Raw genomic sequence first — 18,300 nt, 5'->3', positions numbered from 1 at the left:
GTCACTGAACGATCCATTGATGCGCAGGTGGCGGAGCGGAAGCTTCCCGTCGCGGGGCCGAGGAGAAGGTGGTGGGGACGGGTCAGCGGTCGAAGCTGATGGAGCCGGCCTGGTCGTTCATGGCGTCGCCGGCGTTCACCGCGCGGTAGACGGCGCTGTTGTGTGCTCGTCCAGCAGCCGGCGGAGGTGTGCGACGTCCTGCTCGGCCCGCAGCCCCTCGAAGAGTTCCAGCGCGGCCCGCAGGCAGGCGCCGGCGCGGGCCTGCTGCCCCAGGTGGACGAGGCTGCGGCCGAGCGTGCGGAGCAGACCGCCCTCCAGCATCGCGCTGACCTTGCGGGCGAGCGGCAGGAACATTTCGGCGGTCTGCGCCGCGAGCGCGTACCGCTCCTCCTCGGCGTGGAGTTCCGCGATCAGGTTGCCCGACGCGGCCTCGAAGGAGGACACGTTCAGGGTGCGGAAGAGCGGCAGGGCGGCTTCGGCCCGGCGCAGCGCCTCGTCCCGGTCCCCGCACAGGCGCAGCACCCGGGCCAGGTAGTACAGGCCGATGGCCTTGGACACCGACTCCCGCCCGCCGAGCAGCTCCGCGCCGCGCTCGGCCGCCGCCCGCGCCTCGGACAGGCGGCCCTGGCGGGCGTAGTTGAAGGCCAGCTCGCCCAGTGCGGTGCCCTCGGCGGTCGCCGCACCCAGCGTCCGGAAGAACCGTACCGACGCCTCCCCGTGCGCGACCGCGTCGTCGAAGCGGCCGCGTACCCGGGCGTGGGCGCACAGGGTGAGATGAGCCGAGGCGCACAGCCGCAGGTCGGTGTCGTGATCGCAGAGCTCCAGACTGCGGTGGAGTTCGGTCTCGGCCTCGGGGAAGGCGTTGGCGTGCCACAGCGCGTTCCCGCGCACGTAACGAGCCAGGGCCTCGGACGGCCGGTCGCCGCGCCGGGCGGCGACCTCGGCGACCTGCCGGGCCTGTTCCGACACCGCCGTGAGGTGGGTGATGCCGGAGAGCACGGTGTTGAGCCGGTCGAGGAGATCGGCGGCCTGGGACAGCGGCAGGCCGTCGTCGGCGGCGCAGGCGCGGGCGATCAGCGCCCGTTGCAGGGCGGTCTCCTGGCGCATCCAGTCGGTGGCCTCCCGGGCGGTGGCGAAGGCGAGCCCGGGAGAGGCCGGTACGACGTCGATGAGCGTGCGTTCGTCCGGTTCGGCGGAGTGCGCGACCGCATCGGCGTTGCGGGCCGTGGCCAGGCAGAAGTCCAGCAGGCCGGCGAGGGCGCGGGACGTGGTGCCGGGGGCGTCCTCCCGGGCGCCCCGGGCCCGGGCGAAGGCACGGACCAGGTCGTGGAACCGGTAGCGGTCCAGGCGGTGCGACTCCAGCAGATTGAGTTCGACGAGGGATTCGATGAGCTCCTCCGCCTCGTCCGTGCCCAGACCCAGCAGGGCGGCCGCGCTCGGCAGGGCGAGGTCGGGCACATCCGGTAGGGCCAGCAGCCGGAAGGCGCGGGCCTGTTCGGGTGTGAGGGTGGAGTACGAGAGCTCGAAGGCGGCGTCCACGGCGGCGTCGCCGGTGCGCAGTTCGTCCAGGCACCGGCGTTCGTCCGCCAGCCGCCGGACCATGTCCGCCAGCGACCGGCCGGGTTCGGCCGCCAAGCGGGAGGCGACGATCCGCAGGGCGAGCGGGAGGTGTCCGCAGGCGGCCACGAGCGCGACGGCTGCCTCCGGTTCCGCGTCCACGGCGCGGTCGCCGATGGTGCGCCGCAGCAGGCGCAGGGCATCGCCGGGCGGCATGACGTCCAGCCGCAGGTGGCGTGCCCCGGCCAGTCCGGTGAGCCAGGCGCGGCTGGTCACCAGGACGGCACAGTCGGCGGCGCCGGGGATCAGCGGTCTGAGCTGTTCGCAGGAGGCCGCGTTGTCCAGCAGCAGGAGCATCCGGCGGTCGGCCAGCAGGGTGCGGTAGAGCGCGACGCGTTCGTCGGCGTCGTCGGGGACGTCCTCGTCGGCGACGCCCAACCGCTGCAGGAAGCCCTCCAGCACGTGGTGCGGGTGCAGGGGTTCGGTGTCGGCGCCGCGCAGGTCGACGTACAGGCGTCCGTCCGGGAACGCGTCGTCGCCGAGCTCGTGCGCGGTGTGCACGGCGAGCGTGGTCTTCCCGACGCCTGCCATGCCGTTGACCGCCGAGACGACGACGGCCGAGGCGTCCGTCCTGGTCAGCAACCCGGTCAGGTCCCGGAGCTGCTCCTCGCGCCCGGTGAAGCCGGCGACGGGGGAGGGGAAGGCGCCGCCCGCGCCGGGTGTGCGGGGCCGGTGTCCGCTGTCCTCGGGCAGCCGCAGGGCCGGGTCGGAGCGCAGGATCCGCTGGTGCAGCGCGGCCAGTTCGGCGCCGGGCGGGGTACCGAGGTGGCGCCGGGTGTCCTCGTGGACGCCCAGCGCCTCGGCCTGGCGGCCCGCGCGGTACAGGGCCAGCATCTGTATCGCGCGCAGCCGCTCGCTGGCGGGGAACTCCATGACCAGGGCGCCTGCTTCGGCGGCCAGGTGGGGCCGGTCGCCGAGCTCGGCGTCGAGGCCGAGCCGCGCCTCCAGCAGGGATTGCCGCGTCTGCTGGAGGCGGGCGCGCAGGGTCCGGGCGTGCGGTCCGTGGAGCCCGGCCAGTGGCTCGCCCGCCCACAGGTCCAGCGCTTCGGTGAGAACCTCGCGGGCCTGGCCGGCGGTACCGCCGCGGGCCCGGACCTCCTCGGCCCGGGCCGCGGCGCGCTCGAAGGCCCAGATGTCCACGGCATGGGCGGGCACGCGCAGCGCGTACCCTCCGATCCTGCCGCCGCCGACGGTGACGAGCAACGGCTCGGCGGTGTGCCGGGCCAGCGCCCGGCGCAGCCGCCACACGTGGGTACGGACCGAGTGCTCCGGACGGCACGGCCGGTCGGCCTCGTCCCACACGGCGTCCACGAGCAGGGGCATCGACACCGTCCGGCCGGCGGCGGCCAGCAGCACCGCCAACACCTCGTGCGAACGGGGCTGCCCGAGGTCGACCGGCAGCCCGTCGCACCAGGCCCGCACCGGGCCGAGCAGAGCGAACCCCAGGCCTGCGACGGGGGTGTTCACCGGGTGGAGGAACCGCAGGGGAACTGGAGCCCGTAGGAGGCCGACCAGAGCCGGACGACGTAGGGGGCCTCGCTGTCGGTCGTCGCCAGGATCGACATGTCGCCGCCGGAGCGGACGGTGAGCTTGGTCCACGGCATGTGCCGGCAGTCGTCGCTGCCGGTCCGGCTCTGCCAGAGCGCGCCGCCGTCCGGGGCGGTGACGACGAGGTTGCCGTCGGCGCGCAGCTCGGCCTTGTTGCCCTCGCCGGTGGTCCCGGAGTGCCAGCGCAACTGCCGCTCCTCGGCGCCGTCGGCACCGGTGGTGTAGAGGGCGAGATCGCCGTTCTGCTCCATGACGAGACGGGTGTCACCGGAGGTCAGGCTCGCGCCGGGGAACAGGGTGCCGCCGTTGGCGAGGGTGTCGGAGGCGGCGGCGGGCACGGCGGCGTGGGCCGCCCCACCGGTGGCCAGGAGCCCGGTGGCGGCGAGGAGGACGGCGGCTGCGGCGGAGGCGGTGCGCGTGATGGTCGGGCGGTTCGTTCTCAGCGACTTGGCGAGCGACATTGCGAGACCTTTCCGGCTGGGTGGTACACCCTTTGCGTACTGGTCTCGACCATCCCGGGTGCCGCTCTATGGGCGATCAACAACCCGTTAACGGGCGTTGATGGCAGAGGTGTTGGGATGAGTCCTGCCGCTCCGCCGAGGGCGCCCGACCGGCCGGGCGTCGTGCACCGGCAGCGTCCACCGACTCCGTTGAGCCCCGCGATGCCGGCCGTGACCACTCAAGGGCACTGCGCGCCCGTATTGCGCCTCCCTGTTGAATCGTTTCTTGCAGAGATGGTCAATAGCGGACGACGGGCCACCCGAGCCCCTGACCAATGGGAGAGTTCCTCCCTTCAAGTAACGCTGTGTAAGGGGGCGGGTGGCATGGGCAGGATTCCACCGCTGACGGGCGTCAAGGACCTCGTGGCCGTACTGGACGGGCTCGTCGGGCGGCCCGTGGGCCGGCGGGAGCTGCCGGCGGTCGTCCTCGAAGGGAACCACGGGCAGGACGCCGCCTTCGTCACCGGCTACCGCGACCGCCTGCGTGACGCGAGCGGGGCACCCGTGGCCCCGCATGCGCTGCTCGGCGAGGCGCTCGTGGAGCGGGCGCGGCGGTCCGCCGAGCCCGACGTCGTCCTGCTCGACGAGCTGACCCGGCAGCTGGAACAGACCATGCCCGCGGCCGCCGGCGGACTGACGCTGTCCACCTACTGGACCTGCCGCAGGGTGCTGGACATCGACGCGGGCGCCGGTGCGGCGCGCGCCCAGCGCCGTACGCTGGCCGAGGAGCTCTGCGTGGCCTGGGAGAAGGACACGCCCGGCCTGAAGGGACTGCGGTCCTTCATCAGCACCGGCGGGGCCGGACAGATCAGCGAGCGGCTGGGCGCGATCGCCACCGTCCTGGTGGCCTGGCCCCTCGAGTGGGTCTACCGCACCTGGCTCAACCGTACGCGGCGCCTGCGCTGGTACGCCCCGAAGGTGCGCAGCGCGGGCGGTCCGGCGGCGACGCGCTTCCTTGCCGCCGCCGTGTCCCTCAGCAAGAACGGCGAGCTGCGCAACCGCGCGGCGCTGCGGCAGTCCCTGCTGCTGGAGGCGCTGGCGGTGGACCTGGTGCGCGCGGCCCGCCGGGGCGTCCTGCTGCCCCGGCGGCGGCGTCGGGTGTGGCCGTTCGTCGTCCTGCTGCCGCGGGTGGACGAACCGCGCTCGGCCACCCGCAGACTGCTGGACGGCCTGGTCAAGTTGCACCGGCGCGGACTGCCGCTGCTGGTCCTGGCCGCCGACCGTACTCCAGTGGACCAACTGCCCGATGTGCACGACGAGCAGGAAGGCAGGGACGCTCCCAGTGGTCGTCGGCGTGTGCAGACGCCGGCCGGAGCGGCCGACTGCCTTCGGCCGTTGCTGGAGGGCCGGGCCCGCTCGGCCGGTGCCGGGGTGGTGGACGGGCGACTGCGCGTCCGCCTGTCCGGAGAGGACCAGACGGAGGTGAGCGACTGGCTGGACATCAATGTGGCAGTGTCCCCGCGCTCGGTGCCGTGGCCGTCCGCGTACCTGGGCGTCCTCCTGGCCCTCGCGCTGCTGGCCGGCGCCGTCCCCGTGGTGAACTGGGTGCGCCAGGACGCCTGCCACGACACGTGGGCCGCCCAGGGGGTCCGGGTGGGTGTCGACACGGCCTCGGAAGGCTGCTACTTCACGGACGGGGGCAGCCAGGAGCTGCTCCGTACGCTCCAGGACCGGATCCGGGCCCAGAACGCGGTGGCCGACCGCGGCGCGCACCGTACGGTGGTCTTCCTCTCCCCGCTGACCGCCGACCCGCAGGGCAAGGACGAACAGATCACTCCCGCCGGTGTCCTCCAGCTGGAGGGCGCAGCCGACGCGCAGCGCGAGTTCAACAAGCAGGCGGCGGGCGATGCCGAGCGGCCGTACCTGCGGCTGCTGATCGCCAACGCCGGTTACGCGTTCGCCCAAGGGCGGGAGGTTGCCGACCGTCTGAACACGCTGACCGGCGACGGCACGAGCATCTCGGCCGTCATCGGCATCTCCCAGAGCCGTCAGGCGTCCGTCGACGCGATCAACCGCCTCTCACCCGACCTGCCGGTCATCGGGGCCGCGGTCACCGGTGACTTCATGACCACCGACACCGCCACCTTCGTCCAGACCCAGCCCACCAACCGCCATCTCGCCCGGGCCCTGACCCGGCGCGTCATGGAGCTCAAGCGCAAGAAGGCCCTCGTCATCTACGACGACAAGGACCGCTACAGCCTCAACCTCCGCCAGGACCTCGACACCGAGCTGGCCGGGCAGGGCATCGGGCTCGTGGAACCGGAAGTCGTCCGCACGCCGGACTTCGGGCAGCCCGGAGTCGTCAGCACGCTGCCCGAGCTGGCCAAGAAGATCTGTGCCCTGAACCGGGACAACGGCATCACGCTCTTCGCCGCCCGGGGCAGCCAGTTGCCCAAGATCCTCAACGAGGTGCAGGCCGAGTGCGGGAGCGCCACCGGCACGCCGTTCCCGTTCCTGGCCTCCGACGTCGACACCCTGATCGAGTACCCCGAACTCCCCGAATTCGCCCACCTCGGCCGCTACACGGCGGTCGACCTGTCGTACATCGCCTTCTCGCCCGACCATCACAGCGACCACGCGGCCGGCAGTGATGCGTTCCGCGCCGCGGCGGCCGCCGTCTACCGCACCTGGACCGGCACCAAGCTGCCCCCGCGCGCCTCCAACGTCCTGCAGCAGCTCCGCAACAGCGTCGACGTCAAGGACACCGTCGCCCAGGACCGCCCCTTCCACCTCCCCTCCGACGACCGGGCCCTGGCCGAACGCCCCCTGTACCTGTGCACGGTCGCGCACGCGAGTGCGACCACACCGGCGTGCCTGCCGGCAGACGGCAAGCCGCTGAGGTGAGGATGCATGGTCGGCAGGCGCGCTGCGGCACCGGCATGGACTTCCGTGGCCTCGACGGGGTTCCGTCGTGTGCGCCCCCGCCACTCGGTCCGGTACGGGCCACCACGGCGGTCCCATCTGTAGGGGAACCTTCAGCAACGCTGACGACCCGCTCCTGACGCCGGCGTCCCGGGCGACCCCAAGGGCGTACGGGAGAGGTGTCCGCGGTACCAAGGTGCCCAGCACCCCATGCGTTCCAGGGGGCTCGGCCCCGGGGCGACGCCGGCGAGCCGCCAGATGCTGTCGCTGCGGAACCAGTTGTCCTGGGCCAGAAGGCTGAACTGCCGCGGGGAGATGCGTCCCGGGGTCGTGGCGAGCCGTTCCAGGCAGCGGGGCCAGGGCCAGTCGTCCGCCGGGGTGGGTGGCAGGACGTGGTGGTCGGCCAGGGCGTCCATGAGGTCCTGGGCGAGCACCGGCTCGGGGTGGCTGGCATGGTGGACGCCCCGGGGGAGGGGGCGGGGGGCCAGCGCGGTCCTGGCGATCAGCCGGGCCAGGTCCTCCACGGCGACCAGGGAGAGCCGTGCCGAGCCGGACGCCCAGCGGGCGGGTACCCGGCGGCGCAGCTCGGCCAGGGCGGGCACCACCCAGCGGTCCCCCTCGCCGAGGACCAGGCCGGGGCGCAGGACCGTGCCCCCGGCGTTCAGGGCGTACTGTTCGGCGGCCAGCCGCGTCGAGCTCGCGGCGGACACCGGGGCGGGCTCGGCCTGTTCGACGTCCGCTCCCCGGTGCGGACCGTGGCCGTACACCGCAGCGGTCGACAAGTAGGTCACGCGCTCGACGCCGCCGCGGACGGCTTCGGCCATGAGGTGCGCCGAGCCGTCGGTGTTCACCGCGTGGCACTGCTCCGGATCGCCGCTGACGCGGGAGGCCAAGTGGAGCAGCACGTCGACGTCCGTGCAGACACCGCGCAGGGTATGCGGTTCCGCCAGATCCGCCTCGACCCATTCCGCCCCTGCTGCGATCAGCTGCTCCGGGGCCGAGCGTCCGACGACACGGACGTGTGGCTGTGCGGCATCATGCAGAAGTTCGGCCGCGACGGTGCCTCCGATGAAGCCGGTGGCGCCGGTGAGGACGATGCGCAGAGGTTTCAGTCCCATGGCAGGCGCCGCTCGCTGTCCAGGGTGATGCGCGCCGCGGCCTCGGTCGTGGCGATGCCGGGCAGCAGGTAGCGCCACAGGGACATGATGCGAAGCGGCAGGTCGGCCCAGCCGGTCGAGATCTGTGACTTCAGCTGTGTCCCGGTGAAGGCTGCCACCAGCACGTCGGCGAACTCCGCGTCGTCCACGGCAGTCAGCAACTCGCCTTCCTGCCGTGCCACGACGAGCTCCTCGCGGAAGCGGTCCGCCCACCACTTGTACACCGTGTCGTCCTGGACGGCCGGGCCGCCCTGGTCCACGGCGAGCCGCACGCCCGCCCGTAGCAGGGTGTTGCTCTGGAGCTCCCTGGCGAGCGCCAGCGTCACATCGACGAGCTGCTGGAGGCCCCGGGGCTGCTGCGGCAGCGTGACGTCGGTCGCCTGCTCCAGCATGACCGCTCGCGCCAAGGACTCCTTGGACTTGAAGTGGAAGTACATCGCGCCGGACGTCACGCCTGCTCTGGTCAGGATCCTGTTGATCCCGGCTCCGTGATAGCCGCACTCGTCGAACACCTCGGCCGCCGCGCGGATGAGGGTTGCCCGGGTGTGCAGTGCTCGATCGTGCATACGTCTTCCTGTCATCAGCTCTTCAACCAACTGCCTCGACAAACAAACGGAACGACCTCTATGTTACCTATACACATAGTTTCGTGGCCGAGGGCCGTGCCCTGGGCCGCAGCACCAAGGGGGAAGCGTGATCGCGTCGTCATGCCTGGACAGAAAGAGCGTCGTAGAGCCGGTTCACACCCATAAGCAACGCACCGCCGAGGTCTACCTCACGCACTGGCAGCGGACCGGCGACGACCGATTCCGGATAGACGCGCGCCGGCCCGTGGCGCATGCCTTCTACCGGGTGGGCGCACCTTTCGACCCGCTGCTGGTCTGCGAGACCGTACGCCAGGCCCTTCCGATGCTGTGCCACGCCGCGTACGACGTGCCGCTGGGCCACCAGCTGATCTGGGACACGTTGCAGTACACCATCGAAGACCGTGCCTATGCGGGGGAAAATCGCGGCCCGCACGCCGACCTGCACATCGAGTGCTTCGACCTCGCCTACCGCGGCGCTCGCCCCGCGGCGCTGTCCCTGCGGGCGGTCTATTACTGGGAAGGCGTGCGTGTGGCCACCGTCGAGACCCGGTTCGCCCTGCTCTCTCCCGGCGCGTACGAGCGACTTCGCGGCGCGCGTGCGGACGCCGGGGCCGCCATGGCGTCGGCCGTGCCTCCGGGGCAGCCGGTGCCGTTCGCCGCCACAGGCCGTTCCCGGGAACAGGACGTGGTCCTCTCGGCGCTCGACGAGAACCAGTGGCTCCTGCGGATCGACACGAGCCATCCCGTCCTGTTCGACCACCCCGTCGACCATGTCCCGGGAATCGTGCTCCTGGAAGCCGCCCACCAGGCAGTCGCAGGCGCCGATGTCACCCGCCTCGACTGCGAGTTCCATCAGTACGTCGAACTGGACGCCCTGTGCACCGTCACCGCCACTCCTCTCCGGACGGTCACGGAGACCGACGGGTCCGGGGAGCGCACGGTGCGGATCACGGCTGTTCAGAATGATCGGCTCTGCTTCTCCGCGACTGCCACCTGCCGGGCCACCGCTCCACACCTGGAAGAGGGCGGCCGAGGTACACGATGAGCGGTGGGCTGCCAGCGGGGGACTCCGAGGAGGAGAAAAGCCCGTCAATGCGCATATGGGATGTCAACTTCAAGCACCTGCAGGCATTTCTGGCGGTCGCCGACACCCTCAGCTTCACTCATGCCGCAGCCCGGCTCGACAGCAACCAGCCGACGCTGACGCGCTCCATCCGGCGCCTGGAGGAACAGCTCGACGTTCCGCTCTTCCACCGCACCACGCGGCAGGTGACGCTGAGCCCCGCCGGAGTCAAACTCCGCGAACATCTGCAGACGCTGTTACCGCACCTGGAACGGGCCTTGTTCCCGCTGTCCGAACGGCCGGTACTGCGACTGGGGTTCTCCTGGCTCCTGCCGGACGCGTGGATGCAGGAAGCCATCGTCCGTTTCGAGGAGGAGACCGGTGCGGGAGTCGAGCTGCGCCGCCGGGACGACCGCAGCGCGGGCGTCGACCAGGGCATCGTGGATCTGGCTCTGCTGCGCGGACGCACACCGGTCGAGGGGATGAGAGCCACTGAACTCGATACGGAGGAATGTGTTGCTGCCGTTCCCCAAGGGCACCCGTGGAGCGGACGGCCTTGGGCGGACTGGGCCGAACTGGCCGACTACCCCATGGTGATCAATTCGGTCAGCGGTGTCGTCGGGGAGCACGACTGGCCGGCGAGCGGCAAACCCGTCCTCACCGTCCAGTGCCACAACTTCGACGAGTGCCTCGAATCGGTGGCCGCCGGGCGAGGGATCAGCGTGTTGCCCGACCTCGTACTGCGGCGCAATCTGCATCCGTCGGTGCGGTTCGTGCCCTTGCGCGGGGCCCCGGAGGTCCCCATCTCGCTGGTCCGGCCCGCACAGGGGGCCCATCCGCTGGCCGACCGCTTCACCGCGGTGGCCCGCCGGGTGATCTCGGCACGCCGGACCCGGCGCCTGGCTCCGCAACTGTCGGCCCGCCACCACACGGAACGGGAACTGGCCACCCGCTGAGAGCGCCGCTGCAGCGTCCAGCGAAGTGGCCGGCTCCGGTACGGCCGTAACCCCTCCCGTACCCGGCCGGGCGCCCCACACAGTGCGGCGCCCGGCCGGGAGTACGGTTCAGGCCAGCGCCCCGGCGAGCCTGCGGGGCAGGCCGGCGCGCTCCCAGACCCCGTCCAGGGCCCGGGCGAAGCCCACGATCTCGTCCTCGGAGTGCTGCGGGGTCGGGGTGACCCGAAGCCGCTCGGTGCCGGTGGGAACACTCGGAGCATTGATCGGCTGGACGTAGTAGCCGTGCTGGTCCAGCAGTTCGCTCGCCACCTCACGGCACTTGGCGGCGTCGCCGATCAGGACGGGAACGATGTGCGCGGCCTCCGACACCACCGGTATGCCGCGTTCCCGCAGCAGTTCCTGCAGCAGGCCGGCCTTGGCCTGCAGCTGCTTGCGCTCCTGCTCCGAGCGCTTGAGATGGCGAACGGCCGCCAGCGCTCCGGCGGCGACCGCCGGGGGCAGGGAAGTGGTGAAGATGAACGCCGAGGCGAAACTGCGGATCGCGTCCACGACCGCCGCGGGGCCGGCCACGTATCCGCCCGCCGTGCCGAATGCCTTGGCCAGCGTGCCCTGCACCACGTCGAACCGCCCGTCGAGCCCCAGTTCGGCGGCCTTGCCCGCTCCGTGCGGCCCGTACATGCCGACCGCGTGGACCTCGTCGAGGTAGGTGAAGGCGTTGTAGGTACGGGCCAGCTCCGCGACCCGTTCCAGCGGGGCCACGTCGCTTTCCATGGAATAGACGCTTTCCAACGCAATGATCTTGGGCAGGGCCGGGTCGGTGCCGGCCAGCAATTCCTCCAGGTGCTCCATGTCGTTGTGGCGGAAGACATGCTTCTCTGCGCCGCTGTGCCGGATCCCGGCAATCATCGACGCGTGGTTGAGCTCGTCGGAGAAGACCACGCAGCCGGGCAGACGACCGGCCAGGACGGTGAGCGCAGCATCGTTCGCCGCATAGCCCGAGGGAAAGATCAGGGCCGCCTCCATGCCGTGCAGGTCGGCCAGCTCACGCTCCAGCTCCACGTGGTAGCGATGGTTGCCGGAGATGTTGCGGGAACCGCCGCTGCCTGCTCCGGACTCGTCGACAGCCCGTTTCATGGCCTCGAGGACGAGGGGGTGCTGCCCCATGCCCAGGTAGTCGTTACTGCACCACACACTGATCCTGCGCCCGTCGCCGGGACCGTGCTTGAGGGCGGCCGGGAATTCACCGGCCATGCGCGCAACCTCGAGGAATGTCCGGTAGCCGCCGCGTTCCTTCAGCTTTTCGATCTCGGCGGAGAAGAAGTCGATGTACCCGAACATGGGACCTCCGGTGGGAGAATCAGCAGTACTGGACGCCACGAACGTAATCACCCGGCATCCCGAAGAGAAATACCGTTGCGGCAGATTGATCGACCGGCCGGATAAGTCGAGGTGGCGGCGTCGGCGCGGCCAGTTATTCAGTTGCTGTATAGGTCGCTCACCGAGTTCATTTCACTTGCGGCGCGAACGGCCATAGAGTCCTGTTCCGTGATTGCCCAGCCAGACTTAACGCCCCGGCCGGCGACCACCGAGGACATCGACGAGCTGGTCCGATTGCGCGGGTATCTGCTCAGCACCGGGGACGGCCACTACGTGGCGCGTGACCCGGCGCAGGACGCGGCCTGGCGCCACGCCTACCGCGGCTGGCTCCACCGGCACCTGACCGGGGCCGGCGAGCAGGTGCACGTCGCGGTCATCGGCGACGCAAAGGCATTGGTCGCCTGCGCGATCGCCGTGCTGGACGAGCGGGCACCGACGGCCCACAGCCTCAACGGGCGCGTGGGATGGGTGCAGACGGTCGTGGTCGAACCCCGGTGGCGCCGGCACGGCCTGGGTGCCCGGGTCATGAACCACGTCATTTCCTGGTTGCGTGGCCAGGAGGCGTCCGGCGTCGTCCTGCAGACCACTGCCGACGGGGCTGCGCTCTACCGGAAACTCGGATTCCTGCCGACCGGCGAGGATCTGCTGGCCCTTGATGTGCGAGGTGGATAGACCGTGAAAATTCTGATCGTAGGGCTCGGATATGCCGGCACCCGCTTCCGTATGGCGTTCCGGAACACCGGACTTCCCATGGAGTTCGCCCATGTGGGGCGGCGCCGGCGCGACCCGGACATTCCGTACTACGCCTCGGTACGGGAAGGCCTCGACGATTTCCGGCCGGACGTGGTCGTCGTCACCGTTCCGGACGAGGCCCACGCCGAAGTGCTCGCCCAGCTGGCCGGCTACGAGGGATTCGTGGTGGCCGAGAAGCCGCTCGTCACGTCACGTGACGACCTGGCCGCCGTGGAATCCGCGCTCGCCGGGACCCAGGGCTTCTGCATGGATCTCGTGGAACGTTATTCCCGGGCCACGGTGTGGTTGCGCGACCATGTCCGGGAGCATGATCTGCAGCTGGTGCGGGCGCACTTCACCTGGGGCAAGGACCGCATCAACGACCACCGGCCCACCAGCGGGGTGCCCAGCGAGGTCATCCACCCGCTGGACCTCGTCGGCTGGATCGCCGGTCACGGCCGGGAGCTGGCGCTGGACACCGTGCTGGGCACCCGCTCCGACTTCTCGGTCTCGGGACCCGAGGTGCTCGACAGCGTCGCCCTGTCGGCCCGCCTCGGCCCGGGTGTCGTCACCGGCTACAGCAGTTTCGTGAACATCACCCGCAAACGCGAGGTCGACTTCGTCTTCCGCTCCCCGGCCGGTGAGCTGGAATACGCCAGCCTCGTCTACGACACGCCCGAGTGGGACGCCGATCGGTTGCGGGTGTGGCGCCGCACCTCCGAGGGGGACGTCGTCGTCCACGAGCTCGACACCAGCTCCGAGCCGGTCCCCGAAGAGGCTGCCACCGTGGTCAAGCTGGGCCGGATGGCGGCGGACGTGGCCCGCTTCGTGGTCCGGGGCGAGAAGCCCGAGCAGCCTTTCCCCGGCATGCCGGACGCGGTGGCCCTGCAGCGGCTGCTGAACACCATGGAACGGCAGGCCCGCACCACCGCTCCCGTGACGTACTTCCCGGCCGGCCGCACCGTACTCCAGGAGACCGACTGGGAGCGCCTGGGCTGATCGACGCCCCGCGGCCCGTTTCCCCGGGCGTCCTCTCCCTCGCGCCGAAATTCCGACGCACTTTCACCGACTCACCAACCGTCAGCGTTATTTGATCGAGGAGCACCACATGTGTGGAATAGCCGGCTGGGTGGACTTCGCCCGCGACGTTCGCCAGGAGCGTCGGACTCTTGAAGCCGTGACCCGGACCATGGCCTGCCGTGGCCCGGACGCCGAGGGCATGTGGGCCGACGAGCACGCCGCGCTCGGTCACCGCAGGCTTTCCATCATCGACCTCGACGGCGGCCGCCAGCCCATGGTCGCCGAGGAGGACGGCCGCGTACTGGCCTGCCTCACCTACAGCGGCGAGGTCTACAACTTCCAGGAGCTGCGCACCGAACTCGTCTCCCGCGGCCACCGCTTCCGTACCCGCAGCGACACCGAGGTCGTGCTGCGCGGATACCTGGAATGGGGAGAGGGCCTTGCGGACCGGCTCAACGGCATGTACGCCTTCGCCGTGTGGGACACCCGCGAGCAGGCGCTCGTGCTGATCCGCGACCGGATGGGCGTCAAGCCGCTCTACTACTTCCCGACGCCGGACGGCGTGGTCTTCGGCTCCGAGCCGAAGGCGATCCTCGCCCATCCGGCGGTGCCGCGGAAGGTGAGTGCCGAGGGGCTGCGCGAGATCCTGGAAATGGTCAAGACGCCGGAACAGGGCATCTTCTCCGGCATGTTCGAGGTGCGTCCCGGTCAGTTGGTCCGCGTCTCCCGGTCGGGCCTGGTCAAGCGGACGTACTGGGCCCTGGAGGCGCGCGAGCACACGGACGATCTGGACACCACCATCTCCACGGTGCGCGGCCTGCTCGACGACATCGTCGGCCGCCAGGTCGTCGCCGACGTCCCGCTGTGCTCGCTGCTCTCCGGCGGGCTGGACTCCTCGATCATCACCGCGCTGGCGCACCAGAAGCTGGGCGCGCGGGGCGAGGGGCCCGTCCGCTCCTTCTCTGTGGACTTCGCCGACCACGGTGCAAGCTTCGTCGAGGACCCGGTACGCGGTACCTCCGACGCGCCCTTCGTCCGTGACCTGGTGGAGCACATCGGTGCCGACCACAGCGAGATCGTGCTGAACAGCGCGGAGCTGGCGGACCCGGAGCTGCGCGCCAAGGTGCTCAGGGCCCTGGATCTGCCGCCGGCCTACTGGGGCGACATGTGGCCTTCGCTGTACCGGCTGTTCCAGGCCGTACGGGCCCGTTCGACCGTGGCCCTGTCCGGGGAGTCGGCCGACGAGGTGTTCGGCGGCTACCGCTGGTTCTTCGACTCCGAAGCGGTGGAGGCGCAGACGTTCCCCTGGCTCACGTCCGCGACCGGGAAGTACTTCGACGGCAAGTCGCTGTTCGACCCGGGGCTGATGCAGAAGCTCGGGATGCAGGAGTTCTTGCGGGACAGCTACGCGCAGGCGGTCGGCGAGACGCCGCGGCTGCCGGGCGAGAACGCGACGGACCGGCGCATGCGCGAGATGAGCTACGTCAACCTCACGCGCTTCGTCCAGACCCTCCTGGACCGCAAGGACCGGATGAGCATGGCCGTCGGCCTGGAGGTCCGGGTTCCGTTCTGCGACCACCGGCTCGTCGAGTACGTGTTCAACGTGCCGTGGGAGATGAAGTCCTTCGACGGCCGTGAGAAGAGCCTGCTGCGGGCGGCGGCGAAGGACCTGCTGCCGGAGTCGATCGTGCAGCGGGTCAAGAGCCCCTACCCGACGACGCAGGACCCGGCGTACGAGCGGGGGCTGCGCCAGGCGCTGACCGCGGTGGTCGAGGACTCGTCGTCGCCGGTGCTGCCGCTGCTCGACCAGGCCACCGTCCGCGGACTGCTGGCCAGCCCGATGGGCGAGATGAGCGCGCAGTACGACCGCTCGGGGCTGGAGATGGCGCTCGGCGTGAACGAGTGGCTGTCCGCCTACGACGTCGCACTGGACCTGTGAACCGCCCCGCACGCTGAGCGGTTCACCACGGTGCGCGGCCGGTGCCCGTCGTCACACCACGTCCCGGCGGCGGGCATCGGCCGAAGTGTAGCCGTCCTTGACGGCCAGACCGAGCAACTGCCGGAGCAGCCCCGGGAAGCGGCTCTCCAGGTCGGTCAGGCGCAGTGAGTTGTAACAGCGGGTCCCCTCCGAGCGGACGTACAGGACCCCTGCTTCCCGGAGGATCTTCAAGTGGTGGGTCATCGTCGACTTGGCGATGTCGCTGCCCAGCTCCCCGGCGGTGCGCTCACTGCCGTCCGCCAGCGCGACCGCGATGCCGAGCCGGGTCGCGTCGCTCAGCGCGAACAGCACGGCGGGCAGGCTGATGGCGTCGATGTCCGGGTGGAAGTAGTGGCGCATTGTCCAACAATCGCACACCCGGGCAGGCCGGAGAACGGCTGAAAACACTCCGCCGCGGTTGCCGCCGGGGCATCGCGCCCACTAAGTATGAATGTCCCGCGACCATCGAACAATGGGGACCCAGTGAAACTCGTTTACCTCCTGGGGCTCGGAGCCTTCGCGCTCGGCCTCGACGCCTACGTCACCGCAGGCCTCCTGCCGGTCATAGCGGATGACTTCCATGCATCCGTGTCGGCCACGGGGCAGATGGTCACCACCTTCACCCTCGCCTACGCCATCGCATCCCCGATCTTCGCCACCCTCCTGTCCGCGTCACGCGTCCGGCTGGGCCTTCTCGCCTCCCTCGCCGTCTTCGCCCTGGCCAACGCGGGCAGCGCCCTCGCCGGCTCGCTCGGCGTCCTGCTCGTCACCCGTGCCTTCGCCGGTGTGGGAGCCGGCCTCTACCTGGCACTCGCCGCCTCCGCGGCCGCCTCGCTCGTCGACGACAAGCGCCGCGGCCGCGCCCTCGCAGTGATCATGGGAGGCATGAGCTCCGGCACCGTCATCGGCGTGCCCATCGGCGTCCTCATCGCCGAGCACACCGGATGGCGTTCGACGCTGTGGCTGGTGTCCGCCATCGGCCTCGTCTCCTTCGCCGGCCTCGCGGTCCGTCTTCCGGCCCTCCCCGCCGCCGCCCAGGTGACGCTGCGCCAGCGCGTCCAGGTCGTCACCGACCGCCGGGTCGCCTCCATCGTCGGGGTCTCCTTCCTGGCCGCCGTCGCCAGCCTCGGCCTGTACACGTACATCGCCCCGGTCATGGCGACCGATGCCATGGGGAGCGTCGACAGCATCACCCCGTACCTGTGGGCATGGGGCATCGGTGGTGTCATCGGCAGCTTCCTCATCGGACCGCTCGTCGACCGGGTGCGCCGCCCCTACGCGCTGGTCGTCGGCATTCTGGTGCTGCTCACCGTGGCCTTGCTGGTCCTGCGCCCCGCCGCCTCGCTGCACCCGCTCCTCGCCCTGCTGCCCATCGCCGTCTGGGGCGCCGTGGGCTGGGCACTTCAGGTCCCGCAGCAGAACGACCTGCTGGTCGCACGGGGGGAGCGGGGCGGCGCCGTCGCCGTGGCCCTCAACGAATCGGCGCTCTACCTGGGCAGCGCGGTGGGGTCGGGGCTCGGCGGCCTCGCCTTCACCGCCGGATGGAGCGGGGCCGTCCTGCCGCTGTGCGCGGCCGCAGTCGGCTTCGTCGCCCTGCTGCTCCAAGTCACCGCCGTACGCTCCACCGGCAAGAGCGTCGTCCCGCCGGCCTCGCCCGCGCCCGTTCTGCAGGACGCCACCGACTGACCCCTCGTCACGGGTCGGCGGCCACGTCCCCGACCGACACCCCCGAACCGCCTGCGCCGGAGACCCCCGCTCCGGCGCAGGCCCGTACGTTCAACGCTCAGGGCGCAACGCTCAGGGCGCAACGCTCAGGGCACGACGCTCAGGGCACGATGACAATGTTGCCGAACTGCGTCCCTGCCGCCATCTGCTCGTACGCCTCCGCCACGTTCTCCAGCGCGTACACACTGTCCACCACTGGACGGATGCGGTGCTGCTCGACGAAAGCGAGCAACTGCCGGAACTCCTCGGCGCTGCCCATGGACGTCCCCAGAAGACTGAACTGGTGGAAGAAGAACTCCCTCAAGGGAACAGGGAGCTCCGTACCCGTCGTGGCGCCGAACACGACGACACGTCCGCCGGGGCGCAGCACCTTCGGATACTGGTCGAAGACCGCGGGGCCGACCCCGTCCACCACCAGGTCGACCGACGCGCCGCCGAGCTCGGCGGCCCAGTCCGCCGCACTGTCCAGGGCCCGGTCGGCACCGAGGCGCACGGCACGTTCCCGCTTGTCCGCCTTCCGTGACGTCACGGTGACCCGCGCCCCGGCGGCCTTGGCCAGGAGCAGCGCCCATCCTCCGACACCGCCTCCGACACCGGGTACGAGGAGATGCTCCCCGGGCTCGAGCCCGCCTCGTGTGAACACCGCCCGGTAGGCGGTGAGCGCCCCCATGGGCAGCGCCGCCGCTTCCGGCCATGACAGGTGTTCCGGTTTGCGGGCGATGTTGGCGGCGGGCACCACGACGGATTCGGCGAGAGTGCCGTCGGTCGGGCCGCCCAGGATCTCCGGCACGACGGGAGTCTCGCAGGCCTTCTCCCAGCCCAGTGTCGGGTTGATCAGGACTTCATCGCCTTCCCGGACCCCGCTCACGCCGTCCCCGACCGCGTCGACGATCCCGGCCCCGTCGGAGCCGGGGATGAACGGGGCTTCGGCGCCGCTTCGTTCGTCCATGAGGAACAGGTCACGGTGGTTCAGCCCGGCGGCGCGCAGGCGCACCCTGACCCGACCAGTGCCTGGTTCCGGATCGGCGACCTCTGTCAGCCGTAGTCCGCTGGTGCCCGGCTGCCCATGGTGAATGACTGCCCGCATCGTCCGCCTTTCGTCCGGCCCCTGACCGGCAGGGTGAGGGAAAGTCGCTGTCCGTGACCGTGAACAAGTGAGCGGACGGAGGAATTCCGGG

General features: G+C 70.9%; 14 protein-coding genes. 7 read left to right on the top strand and 7 right to left on the bottom strand.

What is annotated here, in order from left to right:
* Positions 1-135: 135 nt before the first annotated feature.
* Both AB0K17_RS23630 and AB0K17_RS23625 read right to left on the bottom strand, forming a co-directional pair.
* Positions 136-3,084 carry a BTAD domain-containing putative transcriptional regulator gene (locus AB0K17_RS23630; RefSeq protein WP_365984157.1) on the bottom strand — a complete coding sequence of 983 codons (2,949 nt, stop codon included), beginning with the start codon at positions 3,082-3,084 and terminating at the stop codon, positions 136-138.
* Positions 3,081-3,626: a hypothetical protein gene (locus AB0K17_RS23625; RefSeq protein ID WP_365984156.1), complete on the bottom strand. Its 546-nt coding sequence runs from the start codon at positions 3,624-3,626 to the stop codon at positions 3,081-3,083. Before AB0K17_RS23625 ends, AB0K17_RS23630 begins: the two co-directional genes overlap by 4 nt.
* Before the next feature lie 363 nt (positions 3,627-3,989).
* Here AB0K17_RS23625 and AB0K17_RS23620 point away from each other — a divergent pair, with 363 nt between their 5' ends.
* Positions 3,990-6,509: an ABC transporter substrate-binding protein gene (locus tag AB0K17_RS23620; RefSeq protein ID WP_365984155.1), complete on the top strand. Its 2,520-nt coding sequence runs from the start codon at positions 3,990-3,992 to the stop codon at positions 6,507-6,509.
* Positions 6,510-6,640: 131 nt separating this feature from the next.
* Here the strand turns inward: AB0K17_RS23620 and AB0K17_RS23615 are convergent, their stop codons facing one another.
* Positions 6,641-7,645: an NAD(P)-dependent oxidoreductase gene (locus AB0K17_RS23615; protein ID WP_365984154.1), complete on the bottom strand. Its 1,005-nt coding sequence runs from the start codon at positions 7,643-7,645 to the stop codon at positions 6,641-6,643.
* Positions 7,636-8,250 (bottom strand): ScbR family autoregulator-binding transcription factor, encoded by a 615-nt coding sequence (locus tag AB0K17_RS23610; protein WP_365984153.1) that lies wholly within the window; start codon positions 8,248-8,250, stop codon positions 7,636-7,638. Before AB0K17_RS23610 ends, AB0K17_RS23615 begins: the two co-directional genes overlap by 10 nt.
* 127 nt (positions 8,251-8,377) lie before the next feature.
* On the opposite strand from AB0K17_RS23610, the gene AB0K17_RS23605 reads away from it, so the two are divergent.
* Both AB0K17_RS23605 and AB0K17_RS23600 read left to right on the top strand, forming a co-directional pair.
* Positions 8,378-9,316, top strand: coding sequence for a ScbA/BarX family gamma-butyrolactone biosynthesis protein (locus AB0K17_RS23605; protein WP_365984152.1), 939 nt, complete (start codon positions 8,378-8,380; stop codon positions 9,314-9,316).
* Between the two features lie 47 nt (positions 9,317-9,363).
* Entirely contained in the window at positions 9,364-10,290 is a 927-nt protein-coding gene (locus tag AB0K17_RS23600) for a LysR family transcriptional regulator (RefSeq protein ID WP_365984151.1), read from the top strand.
* 108 nt (positions 10,291-10,398) lie between these two features.
* Here the strand turns inward: AB0K17_RS23600 and hemA are convergent, their stop codons facing one another.
* Entirely contained in the window at positions 10,399-11,628 is a 1,230-nt protein-coding gene (hemA, locus tag AB0K17_RS23595; protein ID WP_365984150.1) for a 5-aminolevulinate synthase, read from the bottom strand.
* A gap of 207 nt (positions 11,629-11,835) precedes the next feature.
* On the opposite strand from hemA, the gene AB0K17_RS23590 reads away from it, so the two are divergent.
* The 3 genes from AB0K17_RS23590 to asnB all read left to right on the top strand — a co-directional run bounded on the left by AB0K17_RS23590 (position 11,836) and on the right by asnB (position 15,358).
* Entirely contained in the window at positions 11,836-12,339 is a 504-nt protein-coding gene (locus AB0K17_RS23590; protein ID WP_365984149.1) for a GNAT family N-acetyltransferase, read from the top strand.
* 3 nt (positions 12,340-12,342) lie between these two features.
* The gene (locus AB0K17_RS23585) at positions 12,343-13,398 is read left to right on the top strand and encodes a Gfo/Idh/MocA family oxidoreductase (RefSeq protein ID WP_365984148.1); all 1,056 of its coding nucleotides are present in this window, start codon (positions 12,343-12,345) and stop codon (positions 13,396-13,398) included.
* Between the two features lie 109 nt (positions 13,399-13,507).
* On the top strand, positions 13,508-15,358 hold the full coding sequence (asnB, locus tag AB0K17_RS23580) for an asparagine synthase (glutamine-hydrolyzing) (RefSeq protein ID WP_365984146.1): 1,851 nt from the start codon (positions 13,508-13,510) through the stop codon (positions 15,356-15,358).
* Between the two features lie 51 nt (positions 15,359-15,409).
* Here asnB and AB0K17_RS23575 read toward each other — a convergent pair whose 3' ends face one another.
* Positions 15,410-15,757, bottom strand: a complete 348-nt coding sequence (locus tag AB0K17_RS23575) for a helix-turn-helix domain-containing protein (RefSeq protein ID WP_365967600.1) — start codon at positions 15,755-15,757, stop codon at positions 15,410-15,412.
* Positions 15,758-15,880: 123 nt separating this feature from the next.
* Here AB0K17_RS23575 and AB0K17_RS23570 point away from each other — a divergent pair, with 123 nt between their 5' ends.
* The gene (locus AB0K17_RS23570; protein ID WP_365967601.1) at positions 15,881-17,083 is read left to right on the top strand and encodes an MFS transporter; all 1,203 of its coding nucleotides are present in this window, start codon (positions 15,881-15,883) and stop codon (positions 17,081-17,083) included.
* Positions 17,084-17,222: 139 nt separating this feature from the next.
* Here the strand turns inward: AB0K17_RS23570 and AB0K17_RS23565 are convergent, their stop codons facing one another.
* The gene (locus AB0K17_RS23565) at positions 17,223-18,209 is read right to left on the bottom strand and encodes a zinc-binding dehydrogenase (RefSeq protein WP_365984180.1); all 987 of its coding nucleotides are present in this window, start codon (positions 18,207-18,209) and stop codon (positions 17,223-17,225) included.
* Positions 18,210-18,300: the final 91 nt, after the last annotated feature.

This window comes from Streptomyces sp. NPDC049585, assembly GCF_040675615.1.
Lineage (GTDB): Bacteria > Actinomycetota > Actinomycetes > Streptomycetales > Streptomycetaceae > Streptomyces > Streptomyces luteosporeus.
The sequence above is the reverse complement of the archived record's forward strand: the minus strand, read 5'-3'. Positions and strand labels throughout refer to the sequence as shown.